This is a genomic window from Aeromonas finlandensis (assembly GCF_000764645.1).
Classification (GTDB): domain Bacteria; phylum Pseudomonadota; class Gammaproteobacteria; order Enterobacterales; family Aeromonadaceae; genus Aeromonas; species Aeromonas finlandensis.
The window spans coordinates 1-21,035 of the sequence record NZ_JRGK01000294.1 but is presented as its reverse complement, the minus strand read 5'-3'; the positions used below and the strand labels follow the sequence as shown (position 1 = coordinate 21,035).

At 60.9% G+C, this 21,035-nt stretch carries 22 protein-coding genes; 3 read left to right on the top strand and 19 right to left on the bottom strand.

The features are described 5' to 3' along the window. Positions 1–18: 18 nt before the first annotated feature. Positions 19–585 carry a TetR/AcrR family transcriptional regulator gene (locus LD28_RS0118440; RefSeq protein WP_005343372.1) on the bottom strand — a complete coding sequence of 189 codons (567 nt, stop codon included), beginning with the start codon at positions 583–585 and terminating at the stop codon, positions 19–21. A gap of 199 nt (positions 586–784) precedes the next feature. Here LD28_RS0118440 and LD28_RS0118435 point away from each other — a divergent pair, with 199 nt between their 5' ends. Next, complete coding sequence (locus LD28_RS0118435; protein WP_033138381.1) at positions 785–1,822, top strand: alkene reductase; 1,038 nt, start codon at positions 785–787, stop codon at positions 1,820–1,822. A 121-nt stretch (positions 1,823–1,943) separates the two neighbouring features. Here the strand turns inward: LD28_RS0118435 and rpoS are convergent, their stop codons facing one another. The 10 genes from rpoS to putP all read right to left on the bottom strand — a co-directional run bounded on the left by rpoS (position 1,944) and on the right by putP (position 10,505). Further along, on the bottom strand, positions 1,944–2,933 hold the full coding sequence (gene rpoS / locus LD28_RS0118430) for an RNA polymerase sigma factor RpoS (RefSeq protein ID WP_033138380.1): 990 nt from the start codon (positions 2,931–2,933) through the stop codon (positions 1,944–1,946). A 45-nt stretch (positions 2,934–2,978) separates the two neighbouring features. Beyond that, positions 2,979–4,049 (bottom strand): peptidoglycan DD-metalloendopeptidase family protein, encoded by a 1,071-nt coding sequence (locus LD28_RS0118425; RefSeq protein ID WP_033138379.1) that lies wholly within the window; start codon positions 4,047–4,049, stop codon positions 2,979–2,981. A 9-nt stretch (positions 4,050–4,058) separates the two neighbouring features. After that, positions 4,059–4,640, bottom strand: a complete 582-nt coding sequence (locus LD28_RS0118420; protein ID WP_033138378.1) for a YqaA family protein — start codon at positions 4,638–4,640, stop codon at positions 4,059–4,061. Then, positions 4,637–5,254, bottom strand: coding sequence for a protein-L-isoaspartate(D-aspartate) O-methyltransferase (locus tag LD28_RS0118415; RefSeq protein WP_033138377.1), 618 nt, complete (start codon positions 5,252–5,254; stop codon positions 4,637–4,639). The genes LD28_RS0118420 and LD28_RS0118415 overlap by 4 nt, the downstream gene beginning before the upstream one ends. A gap of 7 nt (positions 5,255–5,261) precedes the next feature. Next, on the bottom strand, positions 5,262–6,023 hold the full coding sequence (surE, locus tag LD28_RS0118410; protein WP_033138376.1) for a 5'/3'-nucleotidase SurE: 762 nt from the start codon (positions 6,021–6,023) through the stop codon (positions 5,262–5,264). Continuing rightward, positions 6,004–7,062 carry a tRNA pseudouridine(13) synthase TruD gene (truD, locus tag LD28_RS0118405; RefSeq protein ID WP_033138375.1) on the bottom strand — a complete coding sequence of 353 codons (1,059 nt, stop codon included), beginning with the start codon at positions 7,060–7,062 and terminating at the stop codon, positions 6,004–6,006. The genes surE and truD overlap by 20 nt, the downstream gene beginning before the upstream one ends. Further along, entirely contained in the window at positions 7,062–7,538 is a 477-nt protein-coding gene (gene ispF / locus LD28_RS0118400) for a 2-C-methyl-D-erythritol 2,4-cyclodiphosphate synthase (protein WP_033138374.1), read from the bottom strand. The genes truD and ispF overlap by 1 nt, the downstream gene beginning before the upstream one ends. Before the next feature lie 238 nt (positions 7,539–7,776). Continuing rightward, positions 7,777–8,469: a 2-C-methyl-D-erythritol 4-phosphate cytidylyltransferase gene (ispD, locus tag LD28_RS0118395; protein ID WP_033138373.1), complete on the bottom strand. Its 693-nt coding sequence runs from the start codon at positions 8,467–8,469 to the stop codon at positions 7,777–7,779. After that, positions 8,462–8,779, bottom strand: a complete 318-nt coding sequence (gene ftsB / locus LD28_RS0118390; protein WP_033138372.1) for a cell division protein FtsB — start codon at positions 8,777–8,779, stop codon at positions 8,462–8,464. Before ftsB ends, ispD begins: the two co-directional genes overlap by 8 nt. Positions 8,780–8,987: 208 nt before the next feature. Next, positions 8,988–10,505 carry a sodium/proline symporter PutP gene (putP, locus tag LD28_RS0118385; RefSeq protein WP_033138371.1) on the bottom strand — a complete coding sequence of 506 codons (1,518 nt, stop codon included), beginning with the start codon at positions 10,503–10,505 and terminating at the stop codon, positions 8,988–8,990. 325 nt (positions 10,506–10,830) lie between these two features. Between putP and LD28_RS0118380 the strand changes: the two genes are divergently transcribed. Next, entirely contained in the window at positions 10,831–11,724 is an 894-nt protein-coding gene (locus tag LD28_RS0118380) for a DUF535 family protein (RefSeq protein WP_033138370.1), read from the top strand. Positions 11,725–11,793: 69 nt separating this feature from the next. Here the strand turns inward: LD28_RS0118380 and LD28_RS0118375 are convergent, their stop codons facing one another. The 8 genes from LD28_RS0118375 to LD28_RS0118340 all read right to left on the bottom strand — a co-directional run bounded on the left by LD28_RS0118375 (position 11,794) and on the right by LD28_RS0118340 (position 19,966). After that, complete coding sequence (locus LD28_RS0118375; protein ID WP_033138369.1) at positions 11,794–12,720, bottom strand: L,D-transpeptidase family protein; 927 nt, start codon at positions 12,718–12,720, stop codon at positions 11,794–11,796. 186 nt (positions 12,721–12,906) lie between these two features. Next, on the bottom strand, positions 12,907–14,148 hold the full coding sequence (locus LD28_RS0118370; RefSeq protein WP_033138368.1) for a mechanosensitive ion channel family protein: 1,242 nt from the start codon (positions 14,146–14,148) through the stop codon (positions 12,907–12,909). A 143-nt stretch (positions 14,149–14,291) separates the two neighbouring features. Further along, positions 14,292–15,491: an acetate kinase gene (locus tag LD28_RS0118365; protein WP_033138367.1), complete on the bottom strand. Its 1,200-nt coding sequence runs from the start codon at positions 15,489–15,491 to the stop codon at positions 14,292–14,294. Positions 15,492–15,808: 317 nt separating this feature from the next. After that, entirely contained in the window at positions 15,809–16,279 is a 471-nt protein-coding gene (locus tag LD28_RS0118360; protein ID WP_033138366.1) for a NanQ anomerase/TabA/YiaL family protein, read from the bottom strand. A 313-nt stretch (positions 16,280–16,592) separates the two neighbouring features. Continuing rightward, positions 16,593–17,699, bottom strand: coding sequence for a 1-acyl-sn-glycerol-3-phosphate acyltransferase (locus LD28_RS0118355; RefSeq protein ID WP_033138365.1), 1,107 nt, complete (start codon positions 17,697–17,699; stop codon positions 16,593–16,595). Positions 17,700–17,828: 129 nt separating this feature from the next. Further along, positions 17,829–18,527: an aspartate/glutamate racemase family protein gene (locus LD28_RS0118350; RefSeq protein WP_033138364.1), complete on the bottom strand. Its 699-nt coding sequence runs from the start codon at positions 18,525–18,527 to the stop codon at positions 17,829–17,831. A gap of 126 nt (positions 18,528–18,653) precedes the next feature. Then, positions 18,654–19,244 (bottom strand): LysE family translocator, encoded by a 591-nt coding sequence (locus LD28_RS0118345; protein ID WP_033138363.1) that lies wholly within the window; start codon positions 19,242–19,244, stop codon positions 18,654–18,656. Positions 19,245–19,369: 125 nt separating this feature from the next. Continuing rightward, positions 19,370–19,966 (bottom strand): LysE family translocator, encoded by a 597-nt coding sequence (locus tag LD28_RS0118340; RefSeq protein WP_033138362.1) that lies wholly within the window; start codon positions 19,964–19,966, stop codon positions 19,370–19,372. Positions 19,967–20,081: 115 nt separating this feature from the next. On the opposite strand from LD28_RS0118340, the gene LD28_RS0118335 reads away from it, so the two are divergent. Continuing rightward, positions 20,082–21,035, top strand: a 954-nt coding sequence (locus LD28_RS0118335; RefSeq protein WP_033138361.1) for an aminotransferase-like domain-containing protein, incomplete at its 3' end; no start/stop codon positions are given.

Here is a 21,035-nt window from a genome sequence, read left to right as displayed (position 1 = left end):
TGTTTCTGCGGTATCGCGTTACGCCCGCAGGGCCCGCATCAGCTGGGCGACTACGTCGTCGAGCAGGGGGCGGTCGGGGCGGCACTGGGCGAAGGTGACCAGACCTTGCAGGTTGATCAACAACAGGGCGGTGAGAGTGCGGATATTGCTATCCGGGGCCAGTTCGCCCTTTGCCTGCGCCTGCGTCAGCAACTCGGCCAGATCCTGCTCCAGCTCGCCATAGATGCCCTTGACCCGCTGGGTCAGCTCCTCATCCTGTTCGCTCAGCTCCATCATGGTGCGAGTCACCAGACAGGAGCCGCAGAGCGCCTCCCCCACAATCCGATCGAGATAGGCAGCAAGGCCCGCCAGCGGGCTCGGGTTGTCGAGCAGAGAACGGCGCAGGGTGCGTTTGCCCTCGACATAGTGATCCACCGCCGCCAGCAGCAGGCCGCGCTTGTTGCCAAAGGCGCCGTAGATGCTGCCCGGATGCAGGCCGGTGGCAGCGACCAGCTCCTGCATGGTGGTCTTGGCGTATCCCTTGGCGCGAAACGCTTCCATGGCATTTCGCAGTACTTCGTCCCGATCAAACTCGGCTATGCGCATGGTTCCTCCCGTGGGAAATGGTTCATCGGCAGGGGGCAAAAAGGGCCGCCGATAAAGAGTGTCTGGAAAGGGCGGCAAGTTTACCCCAGCCGCCCGCTCGGGCCAACCATCTTGAACGCGCATTCAAAAAAAGCTTGCACCCGACGCAAAAAACGTCTTGAATGCACGTTCAAGAATAACCCGTTCAGGACAACCTATCATGAATACCCTGTTTCAGCCGTATCGCCTTAATGACACTCTGACCCTGGCCAACCGCTTCATGATGGCCCCGCTCACCCGCTGCATGGCAGGCCCCGGTCTGGTGCCGACCGAGCAGATGGCTGCCTATTATGCTCGCCGCGCCGACATCGGCCTGATTGTCTCCGAGGCCGTCCTCATTCGCCCCGACGCGCAGGGCTATCCCAATACCCCGGGCCTCTTCACCCAGGCTCAGATCGATGGCTGGAAGAAAGTCACCAGCGCCGTGCACGCCAAGGGCGGCAAGATCTTCGCCCAGCTGTGGCACGTCGGTCGCCTCTCCCACCCCTTCTTCCATCAGGCTGAAGTGCTGGCCCCCTCTGCCGTGGCCCATGAGGGCACTGTGCCCCGCATGCGCGAGCTGACCTATCAGGTGCCGCGCGCCCTGACCGAGGCTGAAATCGCCCAGCTGGTGCAGGATTACGCGACTGCTGGTGCAAACGCCATCGAAGCGGGTTTTGACGGGGTGGAGATCCACGGTGCCAACGGCTACCTGATCGACCAGTTCCTGCACCACTCCACCAACCTGCGCAGCGACAACTACGGTGGCAGCCCGGAAAAGATGAGCCGCTTCGCGCTGGAGGTGGTCGATGCCATCAGCGCCCGCATCGGCGGTGATCGGGTTGGTATTCGCCTCTCCCCCGGTGCCTATGTCCATCTGGCGGGCAGCCCGGAAGATCGCGCCGTGTTCGACTACCTGCTGGCCAAGCTCAACGATCGCCCGCTGGCCTATATCCACCTCGGCATCTTCGATGACAACCTCACCTTCGATTATCTGGGTGGCCGCGCCTCCGACTATCTGCGCGCCAACTACAAGGGCAATCTGGTGGGGGTGGGCAACTACGACGCCGAGCGCGCTGCCGTTGCCATCGAGGCCAACCGCTTCGATCTGGTGGCCATCGGTCGTCCGCTCATCGCCAACCCGGACTATCTCGACAAGGTTAAAAATGGCGAAGCGCTGGTGCCCTACGCCGACACCATGCTGACTGAGCTGGTATAACAGCGAAGCCATCGCCAGACGACAGGCAATAAAAAACGAGGGGAGCGATTGCTCCCCTCGTGCTATTTGGCTGGCGTTACAGCCCCGATGCGGTTGTTCCGCTGATCAGTTGGTTCTGAACTCAGTTTGTTCTAAACAGGGCCTCGATGGAGAGCCCCTGGCTCAGCAGGATCTCCCGCAGGCGACGCAGCCCCTCGACCTGGATCTGGCGTACCCGCTCGCGGGTCAGGCCAATCTCGGCACCCACATCCTCAAGAGTGGCAGGCTCGTAGCCCAGCAGACCGAAACGGCGGGCCAGCACTTCCCGCTGCTTGGGATTGAGCTCTTCCAGCCAGTGGACGATGCTGGCGCGCATGTCGTCATCCTGGGATTCCAGCTCTGGCCCCATGCCGCGCTCGTCAGAGAGTACATCCAGCAGTGCCTTGTCACGATCGCCACCGATGGGAGTATCCACCGAAGTGATCTTCTCGTTGAGCTTGAGCATGCGGTTCACATCGTCCACCGAACGATCCAGCGCAAAGGCGATATCCTCTGCGGTCGGTTCATGATCGAGACGGTGAGAGAGTTCACGCGCGGTGCGCAGGTAAACGTTTAGCTCTTTGACCACATGAATGGGCAGACGGATGGTGCGGGTCTGGTTCATGATGGCCCGCTCGATGGTCTGGCGGATCCACCAGGTGGCATAGGTGGAGAAACGGAAGCCGCGCTCGGGGTCGAACTTCTCGACCGCGCGGATAAGACCGAGGTTGCCCTCTTCGATAAGATCCAGCAGCACCAGGCCGCGGTTGTTGTAGCGACGGGCGATTTTCACCACCAGTCGAAGGTTGGACTCGATCATGCGCTTGCGGGCGGCTTTGTCACCCCGCAAGGCACGACGGGCGTAGTAGACTTCCTCTTCGGCAGTGAGCAAGGGGGAGAAGCCTATCTCCCCCAGATAGAGTTGCGTGGCATCCATCACCTTGTTCAGTTCCGGTGCCAGCAACTCATCGGAGATACTCTCTTCCGCCTCGGCGGCTACCTCCTGTAACTCTTCTGCCTCGTCTTCATGGGACTCGGGTTCAGCGTCAAACTCTAACTCTGCATCCTGCATTACCAGTTGTTCTTGGCTCATGGTGTGTCTCCCTGACGTTACCAGAGTAAGACGGTCTCTCTGGGGTTAACGCTTTGGCAAATAGCTCATCGGATTGATCGACTTGCCTCTGTACCGGATCTCGAAATGCAATCGCACATCCGGCGCGTCCGTGCTACCCATGTTGGCAATGACCGAGCCCCCCTTGACGCTGTCCCCTTCCTTCACCCGCAACTCGTCGTTGTGTGCGTAAGCGGAGAGATAGTCATCATCATGCTTGAGGATGATCAGCTTGCCGTACCCCCTTAAAGCACTGCCAGCATATACCACCTTACCACCGCTGGCGGCGTAGACGGGTTGCCCCTTCTGGCCGGCTATGTCGATACCCTTGTTACCCTGTTCTGCAACAGAGAAACCCTCGACGATCCGGCCTTTTGCGGGCCAGTGCCAAGCAAGTCTCGACTGGGAATTGTCTGTTTTTTGTTCTTTGGTCTGAGCGTATTCCTTCGGTGCCACCGGAGCAACGGATTTCTGAGAGATGAATGGCGTGGTCTGACCAGAACTGCCCGGCTCGGCCAACGGACGCGGTCCGCTGCTCGGACGGCTCACCGCCACCGGGGTCACAGTTGCCGGACGAGTCGCGGCCACCATCTGGGTCGAACCACCGCCAGCGGTCTGGACGTTGAGCACCTGACCCGGCTGCAGGGCGTAGGGGGCGCTCAGGCTGTTGCTCTGGGCCAGCGCCTGCGGCGTCATGCCAAACTGGCGGCCAATGCTGCTCAGGGTATCGCCACGGCGCACCTCATAGGTACCGGCACTTCTGCTACTGGTGACCGCGGTGCCGGAGGCATCGAGACGCAATCTTTGCCCCGGATAGATATTGTAGGGGGGGCTGATGTTGTTGAGGCTGGCCAGCGAGGGTACGTCGTTGCCGGAGTTGAAGGCGATGGAGTAGAGGGTATCGCCCCGCTTCACCACATAGCTGCCACCCTGAATGGGGGCGCTGACCTGGGCACCGCTCTGGCGAGCCGGAATGGTCGAGACGAACTGATCATCACCTACCCCATCCACCGGAGCTGCATTTTTACTGGAGGAGCAGGCAAGCAGCAGCCATGACAACACCACGACACTGCTTCCTTGCCAAATACGCGAACGCATAATGGATCCTTAACGACTAAACCAGAAATAGGCCACAACGGCCAGACCAATACAGAGCCAACCGAGCACATCTACGTAGTGCATCAGTTTGCGTTCCATCTTCTCGCCACCCCAGCGCATCAGGCCCGCAACCAGGAAAAAGCGCATGCCACGACCGATGAGGGAGGTGATGATGAAGGGCAGCAGAGCCATTTGCAACAGCCCTGCCGTCACGGTAAACACCTTGTAGGGGATAGGGGTGAAGCTGGCAATGAAAATGACCCAGATCCCCCACTGTTCAAACCAGTGGCGAGCGATCTCGATCTTGCCCTCATAGCCGACCGATGCCACCAGCGGTTGCACCACCGGATCCCACAAGGCATAGCCAAGGGCATAGCCAAACAGGGCGCCCAGCACCGAAAAGGTCGTTGCCAACCCGGCGTAGTGCCACGCCTTTTGCGGCTTGGCGAGCGCCATCGGCGCCAGCATCACGTCCACCGGGATCGGCCAGAATACCGACTCGATAAAGGCGGTGATGGAGAGATACCAGGGGGCATACTTGTGGCGGGCCCACTGCATCACCAGTACGTACAAACGGGAAAACAACTTCACTCAACATCTCCGTCAATCAGGGGAACAAAACGTACCGGCTCCAGAATACGGCTGGTCAGCTGGGATCCGGATCGTTCGATCAGCTGCAGGGTCTGCTGGCTGTCACCCACGGGCAACACCAGTCGACCCCCTTCGGCCAGCTGATCGGTCAGTGCCGTCGGGATCTCGCTCGCCGCGGCCGTCACCAGAATGGCGTCATAAGGCCCCTTGTTGGGCCACCCCAGCCAGCCGTTGCCGTGCTTGGCCGAGACATTGTGCAGATCGAGCTGGCGCAGTCGGCGTCGGGCCTGGAACTGCAGCGACTTGATCCGCTCAACGGTATAAACATGCTCCACCAGATGGGCGAGGATCGCCGTCTGGTAGCCGGAGCCAGTGCCAATCTCCAGCACATGGGCCGGATCATTTTGCATCAGCAACTCGGTCATTCGCGCCACCATGTAGGGCTGCGAAATGGTCTGGCCGTGGCCAATGGGCAGGGCGGTGTTATCCCATGCCTTGTGCGCCATGGCCTCGTCCACGAACAGCTGGCGCGGCACTTTCGCGATGGTCGCCAGCACACGAAAATCGCGAATATCCTGAGCAATGAGCTGATTTAACAGGCGCTGTACTATCACACCACCCTCATCCCTGCAGATCTAACCAGGCCCCCAGACCGGCGAGACTGTCATAGGCAGTCATATCGATGGTCAGGGGGGTAATCGAGACATAACCCTGCTCGATGGCAGCAAAGTCGGTACCGTCACCGGCATCCTGCTGGCTACCGGGGGGGCCGATCCAGTAGATGGGCTGGCCACGGGGATCCTCGGTACAGATCACCGACTCCGCCCGGTGGCGATTACCCAGGCGGGTGGTCTTGATCCCCTTAATCTGCTCGAGGGGCAAGTCCGGCACGTTGACGTTGAGGATCTGATCGGCAGGCAGGGGGTGTTTCATCAGCCCCTTCACCAGCAGGGCCGCATAGTGGGCCGCCGTGGCGAAGTGGGTCTTGCCCACCAGCGAAATGGCGATGGAGGGGTAGCCAAGATGGCGCCCCTCGGTGGCCGCTGCGACCGTCCCCGAGTAGATGACATCATCCCCCAGGTTGGCGCCGTGGTTGATTCCGGCCACCACCATGTCCGGCTCGGGGCGCACCAGCTCGTTGACCGCCAGATGCACACAGTCGGTCGGTGTACCCTTCACCGCATAGCTTTCGATCCCATTAAAGCTGTTTTCTGCGATGCGGGTAACCCGCAGCGGTACTTCCAGCGTCAGGGAGTGACTCGCGCCGCTGCGGTTACGATCCGGCGCCACCACAATGACCTCACCGCAGGCGCGCAGCGCCTCGCTGAGGGCTCGAATGCCCTCGGCATGCACACCATCGTCATTACTGACCAGAATTCGCATCGGTCTGATTCCTGAAACCATGATCGGCCTCTTCGGCCAGCATTAACTCGCGCACCACGCTGGTAGCAAACGCGCCCGCCGGCAGGAAGAAGGAGAGGGTCAGCGCCTCGCCATCCAGCTGCCAGCTCATCTGCTCCGGCTTGAGCAGCAGCGGGCGGCGATCCTGATCCAGCCCGGCTTTCTCCAGCCCGTCACACCAATCGCTGTAAGGGGCCAGCACGGCCTGTTCGAACTCGGCAGCGGCGCCCTGACTGGCCAGACGGCCACGGCCCCACTGGGGGGCGGTGAGCTGCACGTCGCCGGAGGCAAGACGGACCTCCAGCTCGGGGGTCAGCACCTCTTCACTGAAGATGGAGTGGCTGCCCTTGAGCATCACGCAATCACCGGCCAGCAGCTGATGGGCCAACCCCTGCTCGATGCGGGCGCTGACAATGGCGTTGAACAGCATACTGCGAGCGGCAGAAAGGTAGAGAGAGCGCTTGTTGCGATCCTTGATCCGCTTGCCGGCAAACATCGCCTTGGCCGCTTCCAGGTTGTTGCCATCGCGGCCAAAACGCTGCTCACCATAGTAATTGGGTACGCCCTGCCCGGCGATGGCCTGCAGGCGCGCCTCCAGCCCGTCGGCCTGTTCCAGACCGGTGAGACGCAGGGTGAAGTGGTTGCCCTTGAGGTAGCCGACCCGCAATTTGCGGTTGTGACGCTTGGCTTGCAGGATCTGGATGCTGTCGCTCTCGATGACCGACAAGTCCGGTTCGGCCTTGCCCGGCAGGTGAATGCCAAACCACTGCTCGGTCACCGCGTGGCGATCTTTCAGGCCCGCCCAGGTCACCGCATTGCGGTTGACCCCGGCCGCATCGGCCAGCAGACCCGCCACCCAGGCGGTGTTCTCGCCGGTTTTGCGCACCCGGACGAAGATATGCTCACCCTCGCCACAGGGCTCAAACCCGAGATCTTCATTCACCACGAAATCGGCTGCCTCGGCCTTGAGGATACCGCGGGCGGTGGGCGCCCCGTGCAGATAGGCAAGTTGTTCCAGCATTATTGTTTCACCAGTAGGACGACGGCTTCGGTGGCGATCCCTTCCTTGCGCCCCGTAAACCCAAGCTGTTCGGTGGTGGTCGCCTTGACGTTCACCCGGTTCAAATCACATTGCAGATCAGCGGCCAGCACGGCGCACATGGCGTCGATATGGGGGGCCATTTTGGGGGCCTGGGCGATGATGGTCACATCCAGATTGCCGATGGCATAGCCCGCTTGCTGTACCCGGGCAAACACATCCCGCAGCAGGATACGGCTGTCGATCCCCTTGAACTCGGCAGCGGTATCGGGGAAGTGGCGGCCGATGTCGCCGGCACCGATGGCCCCCAGCAGGGCATCGCTCACCGCGTGCAGCACCACGTCACCGTCGGAGTGGGCAATCAGTCCCTGTTCGTAGGGTACCGGCACACCACCCAGCATACAGGGGCCAACACCACCAAATTTATGGACATCAAAACCATGACCAATGCGCATCATAAGAGACGACCTCCCGACATGCTGAAACCAACCCCATCAATTTTGTGCACGTCAAAACCATGACCAATGCGCATCATCAGCGGCGACCTCCCAATATGCTGAAACCAACCCCATCAATTTTGTGTACGTCCACACCATGTCCAATCCGGATCATGCTAACTCCTTGTTCGGGCCTGTTTGTTCGGACCTGCTTGTTCTAAACAGTGCGCTCTGAACGGTTTGTTCTGACAGAAGGGGGCTATGCCTGCTGGCTTAAAAACAGCCCCGCCAGCGACAGATCTTCCGGCCGGGTCACTTTGATATTGTCGGCGCGCCCTTCCACCATGCGTACCGCGAATCCGGCCCGCTCCATGGCGGACGCCTCGTCGGTGATGGTGGCCCCCAGCAGCAGACCCTCCTCCAGTGCCCGCTTCAGGGTGCGGGTCGGGAACATCTGCGGCGTCAGGGCATGCCAGAGCTGCTCGCGCTCGACGGTGGCGATGATATTACCCTCGCCATCGGAGCGTTTCATGGTATCGCGCACCCGACTGCCGAGAATGGCGCCGCCGCAGCCCATGGCCGCAGCAATCAGCGCATCGAGATCACCGTGGGTCAGGCAGGGGCGGGCCGCATCGTGCACCAGCACCCACTCCCCTTGCGCCACATGAAGGCCATTGAGGACGGAAAAGGCGCGCTCGGCGCCTCCCTCTACCCGCACAATGCGCGGGTCTACCGCTACGGGCAGGGCCTCGAACCAGCGGTCATGGGGCGCCAGCGCCACGATAACCTGTGCGATGGCCGGGTGGGAGAGCAGCCGCTCCAGGGTATGTTCGAGAATGGTTTTACCCGCCAGTTGCAGGTACTGCTTGGGGCAATCGGCCCCCATCCGGCTGCCGATGCCGGCGGCCGGCACGATCGCCGTCAGGGCTGGAGTGCGGCTCGCATCAGTCATCGTAAGGGGCATCCACTGGCGCTGTCTCTTTGTCTTTATCTTTGGGGATGATCCGGTAGAAGGTCTCCCCCTGCTTGATGTAGCCCAGATCGTTGCGCGACAGCTCCTCGATGGCCTCGAGGCCAGAGGTGAGATCATCTATCTCGCGGTAAATGAGGTCGTTACGATCCTTGAGAGTCTGGTTGTCCCGCTGTTGCTGCGAGATGGCCTCCGACAGGTTCTGATAATCGGATAGCCCGTTCTTCCCCAGCCAGAGGTCATATTGCAGTCCCCCCAGCAGGAGGATCAGGATCAGGGTGAATAGCCGCATGCACTAGGTCTCCTTCAGGCGGCCTAGTGTCCCATATTCGGTGCCAAGACAAAAGAAAGCCCGCACCCGGGATCCCCCGGCCGAACATAAAAAAGTGTCCAAGAGTGAATCAGATAGCACAAAGCCCCGCCAAACCGGTGCAAGGATGACCAACAAGGGGCACACAGCATCCGGCGGCGGGGCTCTCAATCAGAAAGCGATAAGGGGATCAGTTCACCGCGACCGGCTCTCCCACGCTCTCGGCCGGGGTGTTGTACTCCTCCTCCGCATCGCGGAAACGCTCCAGCATCGCTTTTGATGGCGCCTCACCCAGCAGGCTGCCCACCACGATGGCCAGCAGCGCAAACAGGAAGCCCGGAATGATCTCGTAGAGCCCCAGCCAGCCGAACTGCTTCCAGACGATGACGGTGATGGCACCGACCAGCATCCCCGCCAGCGCGCCGTTGCGGGTCATCCGCGGCCACAGCACCGAGAGCAGTACCACGGGACCGAAGGCGGCACCAAAACCGGCCCAGGCGTAGCTCACCAGCCCCAGCACCCGGTTTTCCGGATTCATGGCGACGGCGATGGCAATCACCGCGATCAGCAGCACCATCAGGCGACCCACCCACACCAGCTCACGCTGGGAGGCGTTCTTGCGCAGGAAGGGTTTGTAGAGATCCTCTGTGATGGCGCTGGAGCAGACCAGCAGCTGACAGCTCAGGGTACTCATTACCGCCGCCAGAATGGCGGAGAGCAGCACACCGGCGATCCAGGGGTTGAACAGGATCTTGGAGAGCTCGATAAAGACCCGCTCCGGGTTGCCGGTCACGCCGAGCGCCTGCTCGGGGAAGCGGGCAAAGTAGGCCAGCCCGAAGAAACCGATGGCCACCGCGCCCCCCAGGCAGAACACCATCCAGGTCATGCTGATGCGACGGGCATTGGCCATGGAGTGGTGGGAGTCTGCCGCCATGAAGCGGGCCAGGATGTGCGGCTGGCCGAAGTAACCCAGACCCCATGCCATCAGCGATACAATCGCCACCAGATCCAGATTCTTGAACATATCGAGGTTGCTGGCGCTCTTGGCCGCAATTTCGACCATGGCGCTGTCTACCCCGCCAACGGCGATGATGACGAATACCGGCGTCAGGATCAGGGCGAAGATCATCAGGGTCGCCTGCACTGTGTCGGTCCAGCTCACCGCAAGGAAACCGCCGAAGAAGGTGTAGGTGATGGTGGCAGCGGCACCGACCCAGAGGGCGGTGTTGTAATCCATGCCGAAGGTGCTCTCGAACAGACGGGCCCCGGCCACCACGCCGGAGGCGCAGTAGATGGTGAAGAACAGCAGGATCACCAGCGCCGAGAGGATGCGCAGCACCTTGCTGTGATCTTCAAAGCGGTAAGTGAAGTAGTCCGGCAGGGTCAGGGCGTTGCGGTTCTTCTCGGTATGTACCCGCAGGCGGCCCGCTACCCAGCGCCAGTTGAGGTAGGCACCGATCACCAGACCGATGGCGATCCAGCTCTCGGAGATGCCGCTGACAAAAATCGCCCCCGGCAGGCCCATCAAGAGCCAACCGCTCATGTCGGAGGCGCCGGCGGAGAGGGCGGTGACCCAGCTCCCCATCCGGCGGCCGCCAAGGATGTAGTCGTCAAAGTTGCGGGTGGCGCGATAGGCGATAAAACCGATCAAGACCATCCCGAGGATATACACCAGGAAGGTGATTAACATGGGTGTGCTGGCTGTCATGCAAAGCTCCGTTTTGTGTCATTTTCTGCCCGCTCTGGTGACGGGCTCATCCCTAAAAAACCGGCCTAGCTTAATCAGCCGTTAGCACCAGCTCAACCACTTTTAACAAAAGAAAAACACAACGAAAACCTTTGCGCATCAAATCATCTGCCACATCAAGAGGATGGCGCCAGATTTCCCGCCAGAAAGGCGGGAGCCATCCAGCCCCGCCCCGGGCTATTGAGCGTTCTGTTTTCACATTTTGTTACTATCCATTTTTTACAAGCCTGCGCCCCGCTCCTACACTCCCCGCCCAGTCTCATTACACCAGTCAGAGGTCGGCGCCATGTCATCTCATCTGTCACACCTGCGAACCCTCGCCCGCCACCTTCATCCGGTGGAAGAGTCGGGTCACCTCATCAGACGGGCCAAGTATGTGGGGCGTCTCTGGCTCAATCCCGGCGCCCGCGCCCTCTATCGCCAACAACAGGAGCAGCCGCTGCTGGCGCAGGCGATCAGCCGCTTCCCCGATATTCTGGAAAAGCCCCTTCACCCCTATCGCCATAAAGGGCTGGGCAAGGGGCTGCGCGCAGGGCTTATCAGCGACCACTACCGGCTGCTGGCACGTCAGCTACCCAGGACGCAGCAACAGGCGATCTACAACGGATGCGGCCTGCTGCTGGCCCGGTGGCAAAGCGACAAGCTGACGGCAGCGCTCACCCTGCAACTGGATTACCAAACCCACATGGCCAAGGAGGGGGAGATGAGCCTGACCCTCAAGCTGGGTGACGCGGCGCTCTATCACATGGCCCTCAATCTGCGCCCCGCACCGAGCCCGACCCTCGAGATCTGCTCGCTGCAGGGTGGCAAGGGGCTGAGTGAAGAGATCAAGCAGGTCACCAAGGCCTGCGGCGGACTGCGCCCCATGTCCCTGCTGGTCTATATGGCTGCCGAGCTGGCCCAGGGGTTGGCGTGCAACACCCTGCTCGGGATCCGCACCCAAAGCCACGTCTACCAGTGCAGCAAGCGCACCGCCGATCGGGTCAAGTTCGATCTCGACGGCTTGTGGCAGGAGCATCAGGGCAACGTGCTGGATGAACTCTGGATGAGCTTGCCACTGCAGGTGCCACGCAAGACGCTGGAGGAGATCCCCTCCCGCAAGCGAGCCAGCTACAAGGCGCGCTACCAACTGCTCGATCAGCTCGGTAGCGAGTTGCAGGTAAATCTGCTGCGAAGCTGAGCCAACTCAGCAGAAACAAAAAGGGCGAACAGCATGCTGTTCGCCCTTTGTCATGATGGGGATCGGCCCTTAGCGGTTGATCGCCATCGGCATGCCGTTGCGCTGCTCCAGCGCCTGTTTCACCAGCTGGGAGTCGCTGTCGGCGTGGGCAATGAAGCGGGTCACTGCCGGGGTCATCGGCAGCGGCGCCGGCAGCTTGGAGTTGAACTCCTCCTGGCTGCGAGAGAGCGGCTGGTGCACTTCCAGATAGCGGACGCCATTGGGCTCGAGAGAGGCCTTGATCGGCTGGTTGACGAACTGCACGCGGGTACCGACCGGTACCTTCTTGAACAGGTACTCGATGTCTTCGTTACGCAAACGCACACAGCCGTGGCTCACCCGCAGACCGATACCGAAGTTGGCATTGGTGCCGTGGATGGCGTACATCTTGCCGATGTAGAGGGCATAGAGACCCATGGGGTTGTCGGGACCTGCCGGCCATACCGCAGGCAGGCTCTCGCCACGGGCGGCATATTCGGCATGCATCTTGGCGGTCGGGGTCCAGGTCGGGCCCGCTTTCTTGCGCTGCACGCTGGTCACCCAGTTTTCCGGGGTGTCGGTGCCGAGCTGGCCGATGCCGATGGGCAGCACTTCCACCACTTTTTTACCCTTGGGGTAGTAGTAGAGACGCATCTCGGCCACGTTGAGCACCACCCCTTCCCGGGGCGCATCCGGCAGGATCAGCTGCTGGGGGATCACCAGCTTCTCGCCGGTCTGTACCAGCAGGGGATCCGCATCGGGGTTGGCTTCGGTCATGTTGGTGAGCCCCAGCTGGAATTTCGCCGCAATGGCCTCCAGCGGCTGGCCGTTCTCTTCGGCCGGGACCACGTATTCCAGATTTTCCCCCACCAGACGGCTGTTCGCCGCAGGCAGAGCATATTCAACAGCGAAAACCGGCGCAGCGGTCAGCAGCAGGCTGTAGCAGAGTGTTGCCACACTATTGCGAAGGAGCTTCATAACTTTCCCATGATAATGACTTGAAGTGACGTCTCTGGGCTGACAGCTGATCAGACAGGGATCAGGGGCGCGAAGAGAAGGCCGCCATTTTTCTCCTCTGCACGGCAAATTTCAACTGACAAGTGGCGACGGGTCGATGATTAATATGCGGTTTTCGCCCCCGCGCGACCCGCCCGCTTCCCCCGCTTATCCCAGCTGCCAGCCACGCATATCGTAACCTGTGGGAGATTGATGCAACCGCAGATGAAATTGCTCAATGACGGCAAAGATATGGTCGAAAATATCGGCCTGGATCCCTTCGTAATCTGCCCATGCAGTGGTCGCGGTAAAGCAGTAAATTTCCAGCGGCAGACCATCTGAAGTCGGTGCCAACTGGCGCACCATCAGGGTCATGTCCTTGCGAATACCGGAATGGGCGCGCAGATAGGCATCCAGATAAGCGCGCAGAGTGCCGAGGTTGGTGAGGTGACGGCCATTGATGGGGCAGCTCAAGGCATCGCTCAGCTGCTGGTTGTAGGCACTCAGCTCCTGCTCCTTGCGACTGAGATAGGGGGCCAGCAGTTGCGCCTGCTTGAGCTGCAACTGCTCCTCGGCCGTCAGAAAGCGCACGCTGGTCATGTCGATATTGACGCTGCGCTTGATACGGCGGCCGCCCGATTCGGTCATCCCCTGCCAGTTCTTGAAGGAGTCGGAGATCAGGGCATAGGTGGGAATGGTGGTGATGGTCTTGTCCCAGTTCGACACCTTGACCGTGGTGAGGCCGATGTCGGTCACCTCGCCATCGGCACCGTACTTGTCCATCTGCAGCCAGTCACCGACGCTCAGCATCTGGTTGGCGGAGAGCTGGATCCCCGCCACCAGCCCGAGGATGGGGTCCTTGAACACCAGCATCAGCACTGCGGTCATGGCACCCAGACCGCTGAACAGGAACAGCGGCGACTTGCCGAGCAGCAGGGCGATCATCAGGATGCCCACCAGAATGCTGCCTACCAGCTTGGCCCCTTGGAAGATGCCGCGCAGGGGCAGGTCCCGGCCAAGCCGGGTGTAGCGACTCACCGATAGCAAGCAGTCGAGCAGAGCGAAAAAGGCCAGCAGCAGGAACAGCAAAATCCAGAGCTGGGCCACCATCTCGATCAGCTTCAGGCTGTCGGAGCTGCGCGGCAGCCAGATCTCCGCCTGACCGAGCAGCACGGCCCCCTGCAACACGAAGGCGAGCCGGTTGAAGAGACGCTGTTGCAACTGGGGCGGCAGCCACACCTGCTTGGCCTTGCCAAGAAGACCCACCAGCCGTACCAGCAGCACCCGGTGCAGTACCACGTGCAGCAATAACGAGGTGACGAGAATGAAGGCAAGCGCAATCACCAGCCCCATCATGCCGGTCACTTCCACCCCGAGGCCCGACAACCAGTTAAAAAATGCCTCTTTCATTCCTCTCTCCCGAACCGGGCAGCACCAGGGCTGCAAAAACAGTGGTGGTCAGGGTACAGCGCCCCTCCCCCATGTCAAATCGGCGGACGCCAGAAACGACAACGCCCGGCACAGGCCGGGCGTTGATGCAGAGCGAGGCTGGCTTAGCAGACCAGGCTCAGGGCATCGCGAGCGATAACCAGTTCTTCGTTGGTCGGGATCACCATGGCGCAACGGCTGTCGGCGGTGGTGATGCGGCCTTCGCCACCCAGTACCGCGGCATTGTTGGCCTCTTTGTCCACCTTGAAGCCGAACAGGGCCAGACGCGCCAGCACCATCTCGCGCACCATGGCGGCGTTCTCACCGATACCACCGGTGAAGACAACGGCGTCCAGACGACCGTCCATGGCAGCGGCATAGGCGCCGACATACTTGGCCACACGGTAGGTGAAGACATCCAGCGCACGCTTGGCACCGGCGTCGGTGGCGTAGTTGGTGGTGACGTAGCGGCAGTCGCTGCTCACTTCGGTCATCCCCAGCAGACCGGACTCACGGGTCAGGGTGCGGTTGATGTCATCCACGCTGTAACCAAGCTGGTCGTGCATGAAGAACACCACAGCCGGATCGATATCGCCACAACGGGTGCCCATCGCCAGACCTTCCAGCGGAGTCAGACCCATGGAGATGTCAACGGATTCGCCGTTCTTGATGGCGCAGACAGAGGCACCATTGCCCAGGTGGCAGTTGATGATGTTCAGTTCATTCAACGGCTTGCCCAGCTCTTTTGCGGCTTCGTCCGCGATATAGCGGTGAGAAGTACCGTGAGCACCGTAACGACGGATACCGTGTTCGCGATAGAGCTTGTGCGGCAGCGCATAGAGGTAGGCCTCTTGCGGCAGTGTCTGGTGGAAAGCGGTGTCGAATACAGCCACGTTCTTCTCGGCCAGCTGCGGGAACACCTTCAGCGCGGCACGGATGCCGATAAGGTGTGCCGGGTTGTGCAGCGGGGCGAACGGAATGGCCGCTTCGATACCGGCAATCACGCTGTCATCGATACGCACGGAGCGGGAGAACTGCTCGCCACCGTGAACGATGCGGTGACCGATGGCCACCAACTGCTCGGCCAGAGTCGGATCCTGCGGCAGGATGTGGCCCACGATATAGTCGAGGGCCTCCTGGTGAGCGGCACCCGCTCCCAGCATGGCTTCGCCCTTGACCCCGTGGAGTTTCCATTTGATACGTGCATCATCCAGATTGAAGCATTCGGCCAGGCCGGACAGCATGTCCTCACCTGTTTTGGCGTCCATTACGGCAAATTTCAGGGAAGAGCTACCGCAGTTAAGGATCAATACCAACTTGCTCATGTTCTACATCTTCCTGTGCTTCGGCTTTACGCCGACAGTGTCGTGTCATCCAAAAGAGGATGGGATTCCCCTGCCGGGGGCTTATGGTCGCAGGAGGGTGCGCCCAATTTTTCAATTCTTGCGAGTCTCAACACATTAGAGGTGCATATCACTCGTCTCAATTCTTGGTCTTCACAGTAAATACGCATCAAGGGTGCGTATCACTGGTTTCAATTCTTGTGAGTCTCAACGCAGCAGTGGTGCGTAGCACTCGCTTCCATTCATGACAGGCCAAGCGGCCCTGTCGTGGTCGGGTGTCTGACACCCAAGGATAGCGCTCAGCAGCTGGCCAGCAGATCTCTGTGCACCTTGACCACCAGCTTCTTCACTTTGGCGGGCTGGTTGAAGGTGCAGAGCGGGCGGTGCAGCTCGCCCGGCCAGAAGATGGCGAAGTCACCCGGTTGCAGTGTCAGATAGCTGGTCTGCTCGTCATCGACAAACCAGAGGTCAGGATGGGGATGGTCGGCGCCGTCGCTCACGTAGTCGTGGGGGCCCACACCAATCCACTCTTCACCGCGCAGCAGCAGCTGGATATCGAGATAGTGCTGATGGAATTCGCCACGGCGATCCGCCGCGGGCTCGGTCACATCTTCGCTCACCAGACAGAACAGGTTCAGACCATCGATCTCGGTCTTGCCGAGCGGTGCCTCACCCCAGTGAGCCACGCTCTTCACCACCTCGGCCATAATACGGGCCAACGGGACGGGCAGCGGCGTCCGCTGCAGGGTGTTCAGGCTACCGGTGATCATGGCGTCTGCTTCCTGTTAGATGTATCTGCACAGCATCTTTGCTGGTCAATGAAAAAGGACCTTTACAGGTCCTTCAATAATACCGTCTGCAATCCGTGCAAACCGGTTTAGAGCTTTTGCTCATGTTCAGCTATGGGGGCACTGTTACACACTAATAAGCACCTTGCCAAGAGGTATAATCCCATTTACACAGTGATCGTACCAGCTGAAACCATATTATTCACCACCCTTTCACCCTCGACTTTGACCAGACGCAAAAACGGGCGCATCAGCGCCCGTTTTTTTCGTCAAACCGCGTTACAACCGGTTTCATTCAAGCCTTTTGGGCGTTTTCCACCGGTTTGGCGTACATGGCACGCCAGATCGCCTTGTGCTCTTCCGGCACCTCTGACTGACGGGTCAGGAAGGCAGCCTGCTCGATGGTATTGGCCTTGCCTGAGACATCTGCCGCCAGATAGTTGCTGGGGAAGAGGTGGTAGCTGCTCCAAATCGCCTTGTCGATCAGCGCGGCCAGTTCATCCGGATCGCTGAAGCCCTCGGTGATGGGGGCGCCGAAGGAGACGTGTACCCGCCCCTTCATGCCGACGATACCGGCGACGATGCTCTCGATATCTTCAAACTCGCCCTTCTCGTAGCAGCCGTTGACCGACTTCTCGTAGAGCTCGCGCGCCTTGGCCTTGTCGGTGGGGTCCAGCTCGTAGCTGATACTGACCGGCACGATATTGAGGCTGCGCATATAGTCGACGAAGTCGATCTTCTGCTTCTTGCCGTCGACATAGAACATCTTGAGGATGGCGGGATCGGTCTTGTCATCGCCATTCTTGGCGCGCCCTTCCTTCTGGGCAATCCAGATGGAGTGACCTTCATGGACCGAGTTGCCGATATAGGCAGACAGCTCACCCAGCACCTTCATCATCTCCCGCGGCCCCTTGGCAGAGCGCTTGACGATAAAGCTCTTGTTGAGCTTCATTAGCTCGGTGGCACAGGGTTTGCGCAGCAGGTTGTCACCGATGGCGATGCGCACGGTATCGAAACCGTGGGTGTGCAGCCCCCAGTTGACGAACGCCGGGTCCATGGCGATGTCCCTGTGGTTGGAGACAAACAGATAGCCCTGCTCTTTCTTCAGATGCTCGATCCCGGAGAAGGTCACCCCTTTGGTGGAGGTGGCGATCATGCGGGACATGTACCGGGTTACCCCCATCTGGACCTGATGCACTGTGGTCACTTTTGACCATTTGCGGCGCAGGAACAGGCGGATCATCGGGCGAATGGCCCAACCCAGCCAACTCATCAGGGAACCGAAACGATACTTGGCGATGGCGCCGATAAATTCATCATCCTGGATCAGCCGTTCGATGGCTGCCGGCACTTCTTCATCGCGGTAGGGGCGAATATCCGCGAATCTATCTACTTCAGTCACAATGTCAGCCTTGCATGCTAGGGAGTCGCGGCCAACCCGAGTTGGCCGGGAGAAATCAGGGCGCAATTTTACACGCTTTTATGGCAAGGGGTATGTGGCAAGCAAGAATAGTGAGATCTGACCAGTTAATTAATCGAAAGCCAGTGCCAACGCGACTGCCGCATCGGCATGGATGGCGGTGGTGTCGTAGAGCGGCACGGCCGCCCGGACATCGCCCACCAGCAGGGCAATCTCGGTACAACCGAGGATCACCGCCTCGGCGCCAGCGGCCGCCAGCCCCGCGATAATGGCCAGATACTCGGCCCGCGACGATTCGCGGATCTCGCCCAGACAGAGCTCGTCATAGATGATCCGGTGCACCCGCTCCCGCCCAGCCTCATCGGGTACCAGCACCGTCAGGCCGAAGCGCTCCTGCAAGCGCCCCTTGTAGAAATCCTGCTCCATGGTGAAGCGGGTACCGAGCAGGCCGACTCGGGTTATCCCGTCCGCCCGCAATTTGGCCGCGGTGGCATCGGCGATATGGAGCAGCGGGATATCGATGGCCGCCTCAATCTCGGGGGCAACCTTGTGCATGGTGTTGGTGCCGATCAGCAAGAAATCGGCGCCGCCATCCTGCAACTTGCGCGCTTCCGCCGCCAGCAGGCGCGCAGTGGCGGGCCAGTCACCGGCATGCTGCAGCCGCTCGATAGCGGCAAAGTCGACACTGTTGAGCAGCACCCGCGCCGAGTGCAAACCACCGAGCTGTGCCCGCACCCCGCGATTGAGCGCCTGATAGTAACTGACGGTGGACTCCCAGCTCATGCCACCCAGCAGACCGATACATTTCATAACAGCTCCTTTCATCCCAAGGGAGGGCAGAACCACGCCCCCTTGCAGGCAAGGCAACGCGGGAGAGATAAAAAAGGCCCCGCAGGGCCAACAAGACAGCCGGTAAAGGCCCGGGTCAACCCCGGGCTAAATCCAGATCATCCCGACACAGGCAGCCGTCGCCAGCCCCATGCCGAGATTGAAACGCCGCCAGCCCCGGGCAGTACGGATAATTTGCCGCACCTGGGCACCAAAAAGCACCCAGAACGCCCCGGTGTAGAGGCCGGTAATAAAGAAGATCACCAGCACCCAGAACGCGGAAGGCCAGTAGGCCTCCCCCGCCAGGGTGAAACCGCTGATGGCGGAGAGCGCCATCATCCACGCCTTGGGGTTGAGCAGTTGCAGCATGGCCCCCTGATGGGCGGGAATGAGCGGGCGATTGCCCTCGGCCGGGCCGCTGGCAGTCGCCACCTTCCACGCCAGCCAGAGCAGGTAGGCCGAGCCGATAAGCTTGAGGCCGTCGTGCAGCAGCGGCACCTTCTCGAACACCACGCCAAGTCCCAGCGCGGTAGCGAGGATCATCAGATTGATCCCCCCCACTACCCCCACCAGCAGGGGAATCGTGCGGCGAAAACCCTGCGCAGCCCCGGCGCTGGTGAGCAACATATTGTTGGGCCCCGGCGTGCCGCAGGTAACCAGGGCAAACCCCGCCAGGGGCAGTAACCAGTTCAGATCCATCTCAACCTCTTGTCGATGCAACGCGCCCGTTATGGGGAAAGCCTTCTAATATGCAGAGCCAGCCCTGTGGCGACAAGTCAGAAATGGCTCTTTCTCGGCCCCCACGTCCATCAGCGCGACACGACTCAATACCAGAGCATCACTACACAGAGCGCCGTCAGCAGACCGAGGGATCCGTTGAGTCGCCGCCAGCCCCGATCCGAGCTGATCCAGTTGCTCAGCTGATGGCCAAACAGCACCCAGACAAAGCAGACCGGCAGGGCCACCAGCACAAACATGACCATCACCGCCAGCTGACTCGGCCAGTAACTGGCGCCGGGCAGGCTGAACAGACTGATGGCGGAGATCCCCATCATCCACGCCTTGGGGTTCAGGAACTGAAAGCCCAGCCCCTCCAGCATGGTCAGCGGACGGGCACGTCGGACCGGATCCCCCGGTGCACCGGCCACCGCGATACGCCAGGCCAGCCACAACAGATAGAGGCTGCCGAAGATCTGCAAACCGAGCCGCAGCAAGGGCCAGCGCTCGAACAGGGGATAGAACCCCAGCGCCAGCACCAGCTGCAATACCGGCTGCCCCAGCCCCACCCCGAGCAGATGTGGCAGGGTGCGGCGCACCCCGAAGTTGGCGCCGGAGGCTGTCAGCATCAGGTTGTTGGGCCCCGGCGTACCGCAGGTGAGTACGGCAAAACCGAACAGGGTGACATACCACTCCATCGTCATATTGTGACTCCTTATTTGGCACATTGTATCGATACAATGTGCGCTATTGGTTGTGATTGGGATGAAATTCACGCTATATTGGGAACAAATTTGGATCAATGGATTTATTGTCACCATGACAATCTGGACCCCCGACCTTGCGGCCTTCGATGGCCCCCTCTACCTCAAGCTGGTCAAGGCGATCGAACAGGGGATCGCGAGCGGCGAGCTGCCCCCGCAGACCCGATTGCCCACCCACAGATCCCTGGCGGATCGCCTGGGTGTCACCGTCGGCACCATCACCCGCGCCTACAGCGAGGCGGAGCGGCGCGGCCTGCTGGCCGCCCGAGTGGGCCACGGCACCTGGGTCAAGGAGGCGAACACGGATCCCGCCAATGAGTGGGTGATCCGCCAGGAGGAGGGGCACCGCATCGAGCTGTGGCAGAACCTGCCGGTGCAGCTGGATCGGGCGGCCATCATTCGCCCCATGCTGGGGGAAGTGGCGGACGGGGATCTCAACGCCCTGCTCGGCTACGACAAGGAGGCGGGACGGCCGGATCAGCGCCAGCAGTTCGTCGACTGGCTGGCGGAGCAAGGGGTGGCCTGCAGTGAGGATCGCCTGCTGTTCAGCCACGGCGCCCAGCACGGCATCATGCTGGCGCTGCTGGCGACCCAGTGCGTGGGGGAGACCATCCTGTGCGAGGGGCTGAGCTACCCCGGCATGCTGGGCAACGCCCGTCAGCTGAAGAATCAGGTGGTGGGACTGGCGATGGATGAGGAGGGGCTGCTGCCCGAGGCGCTGGACGCCGCCTGCCGCACCCGCCGGGCCAAGCTGCTCTACCTCACCCCGACCCTGCAAAACCCCACCACCGCCATCATGAGTCTGGCGCGGCGGGAGTCCATCGTCGCCATCGCCCGCCGCCACGATCTGCTGATCATCGAGGATGACGTCAACGGCCTGTTGCCGGAGCCACACCCGCAGCCGCTGGTCAATCTGGCGCCGGAGCGAGTCATCTATCTGGGCAGTCTGGCCAAGATCGCCTGCGGCGGCCTGCGGGTCGGCTTCGTGCTGACCCCCCCCGCCCTGCGC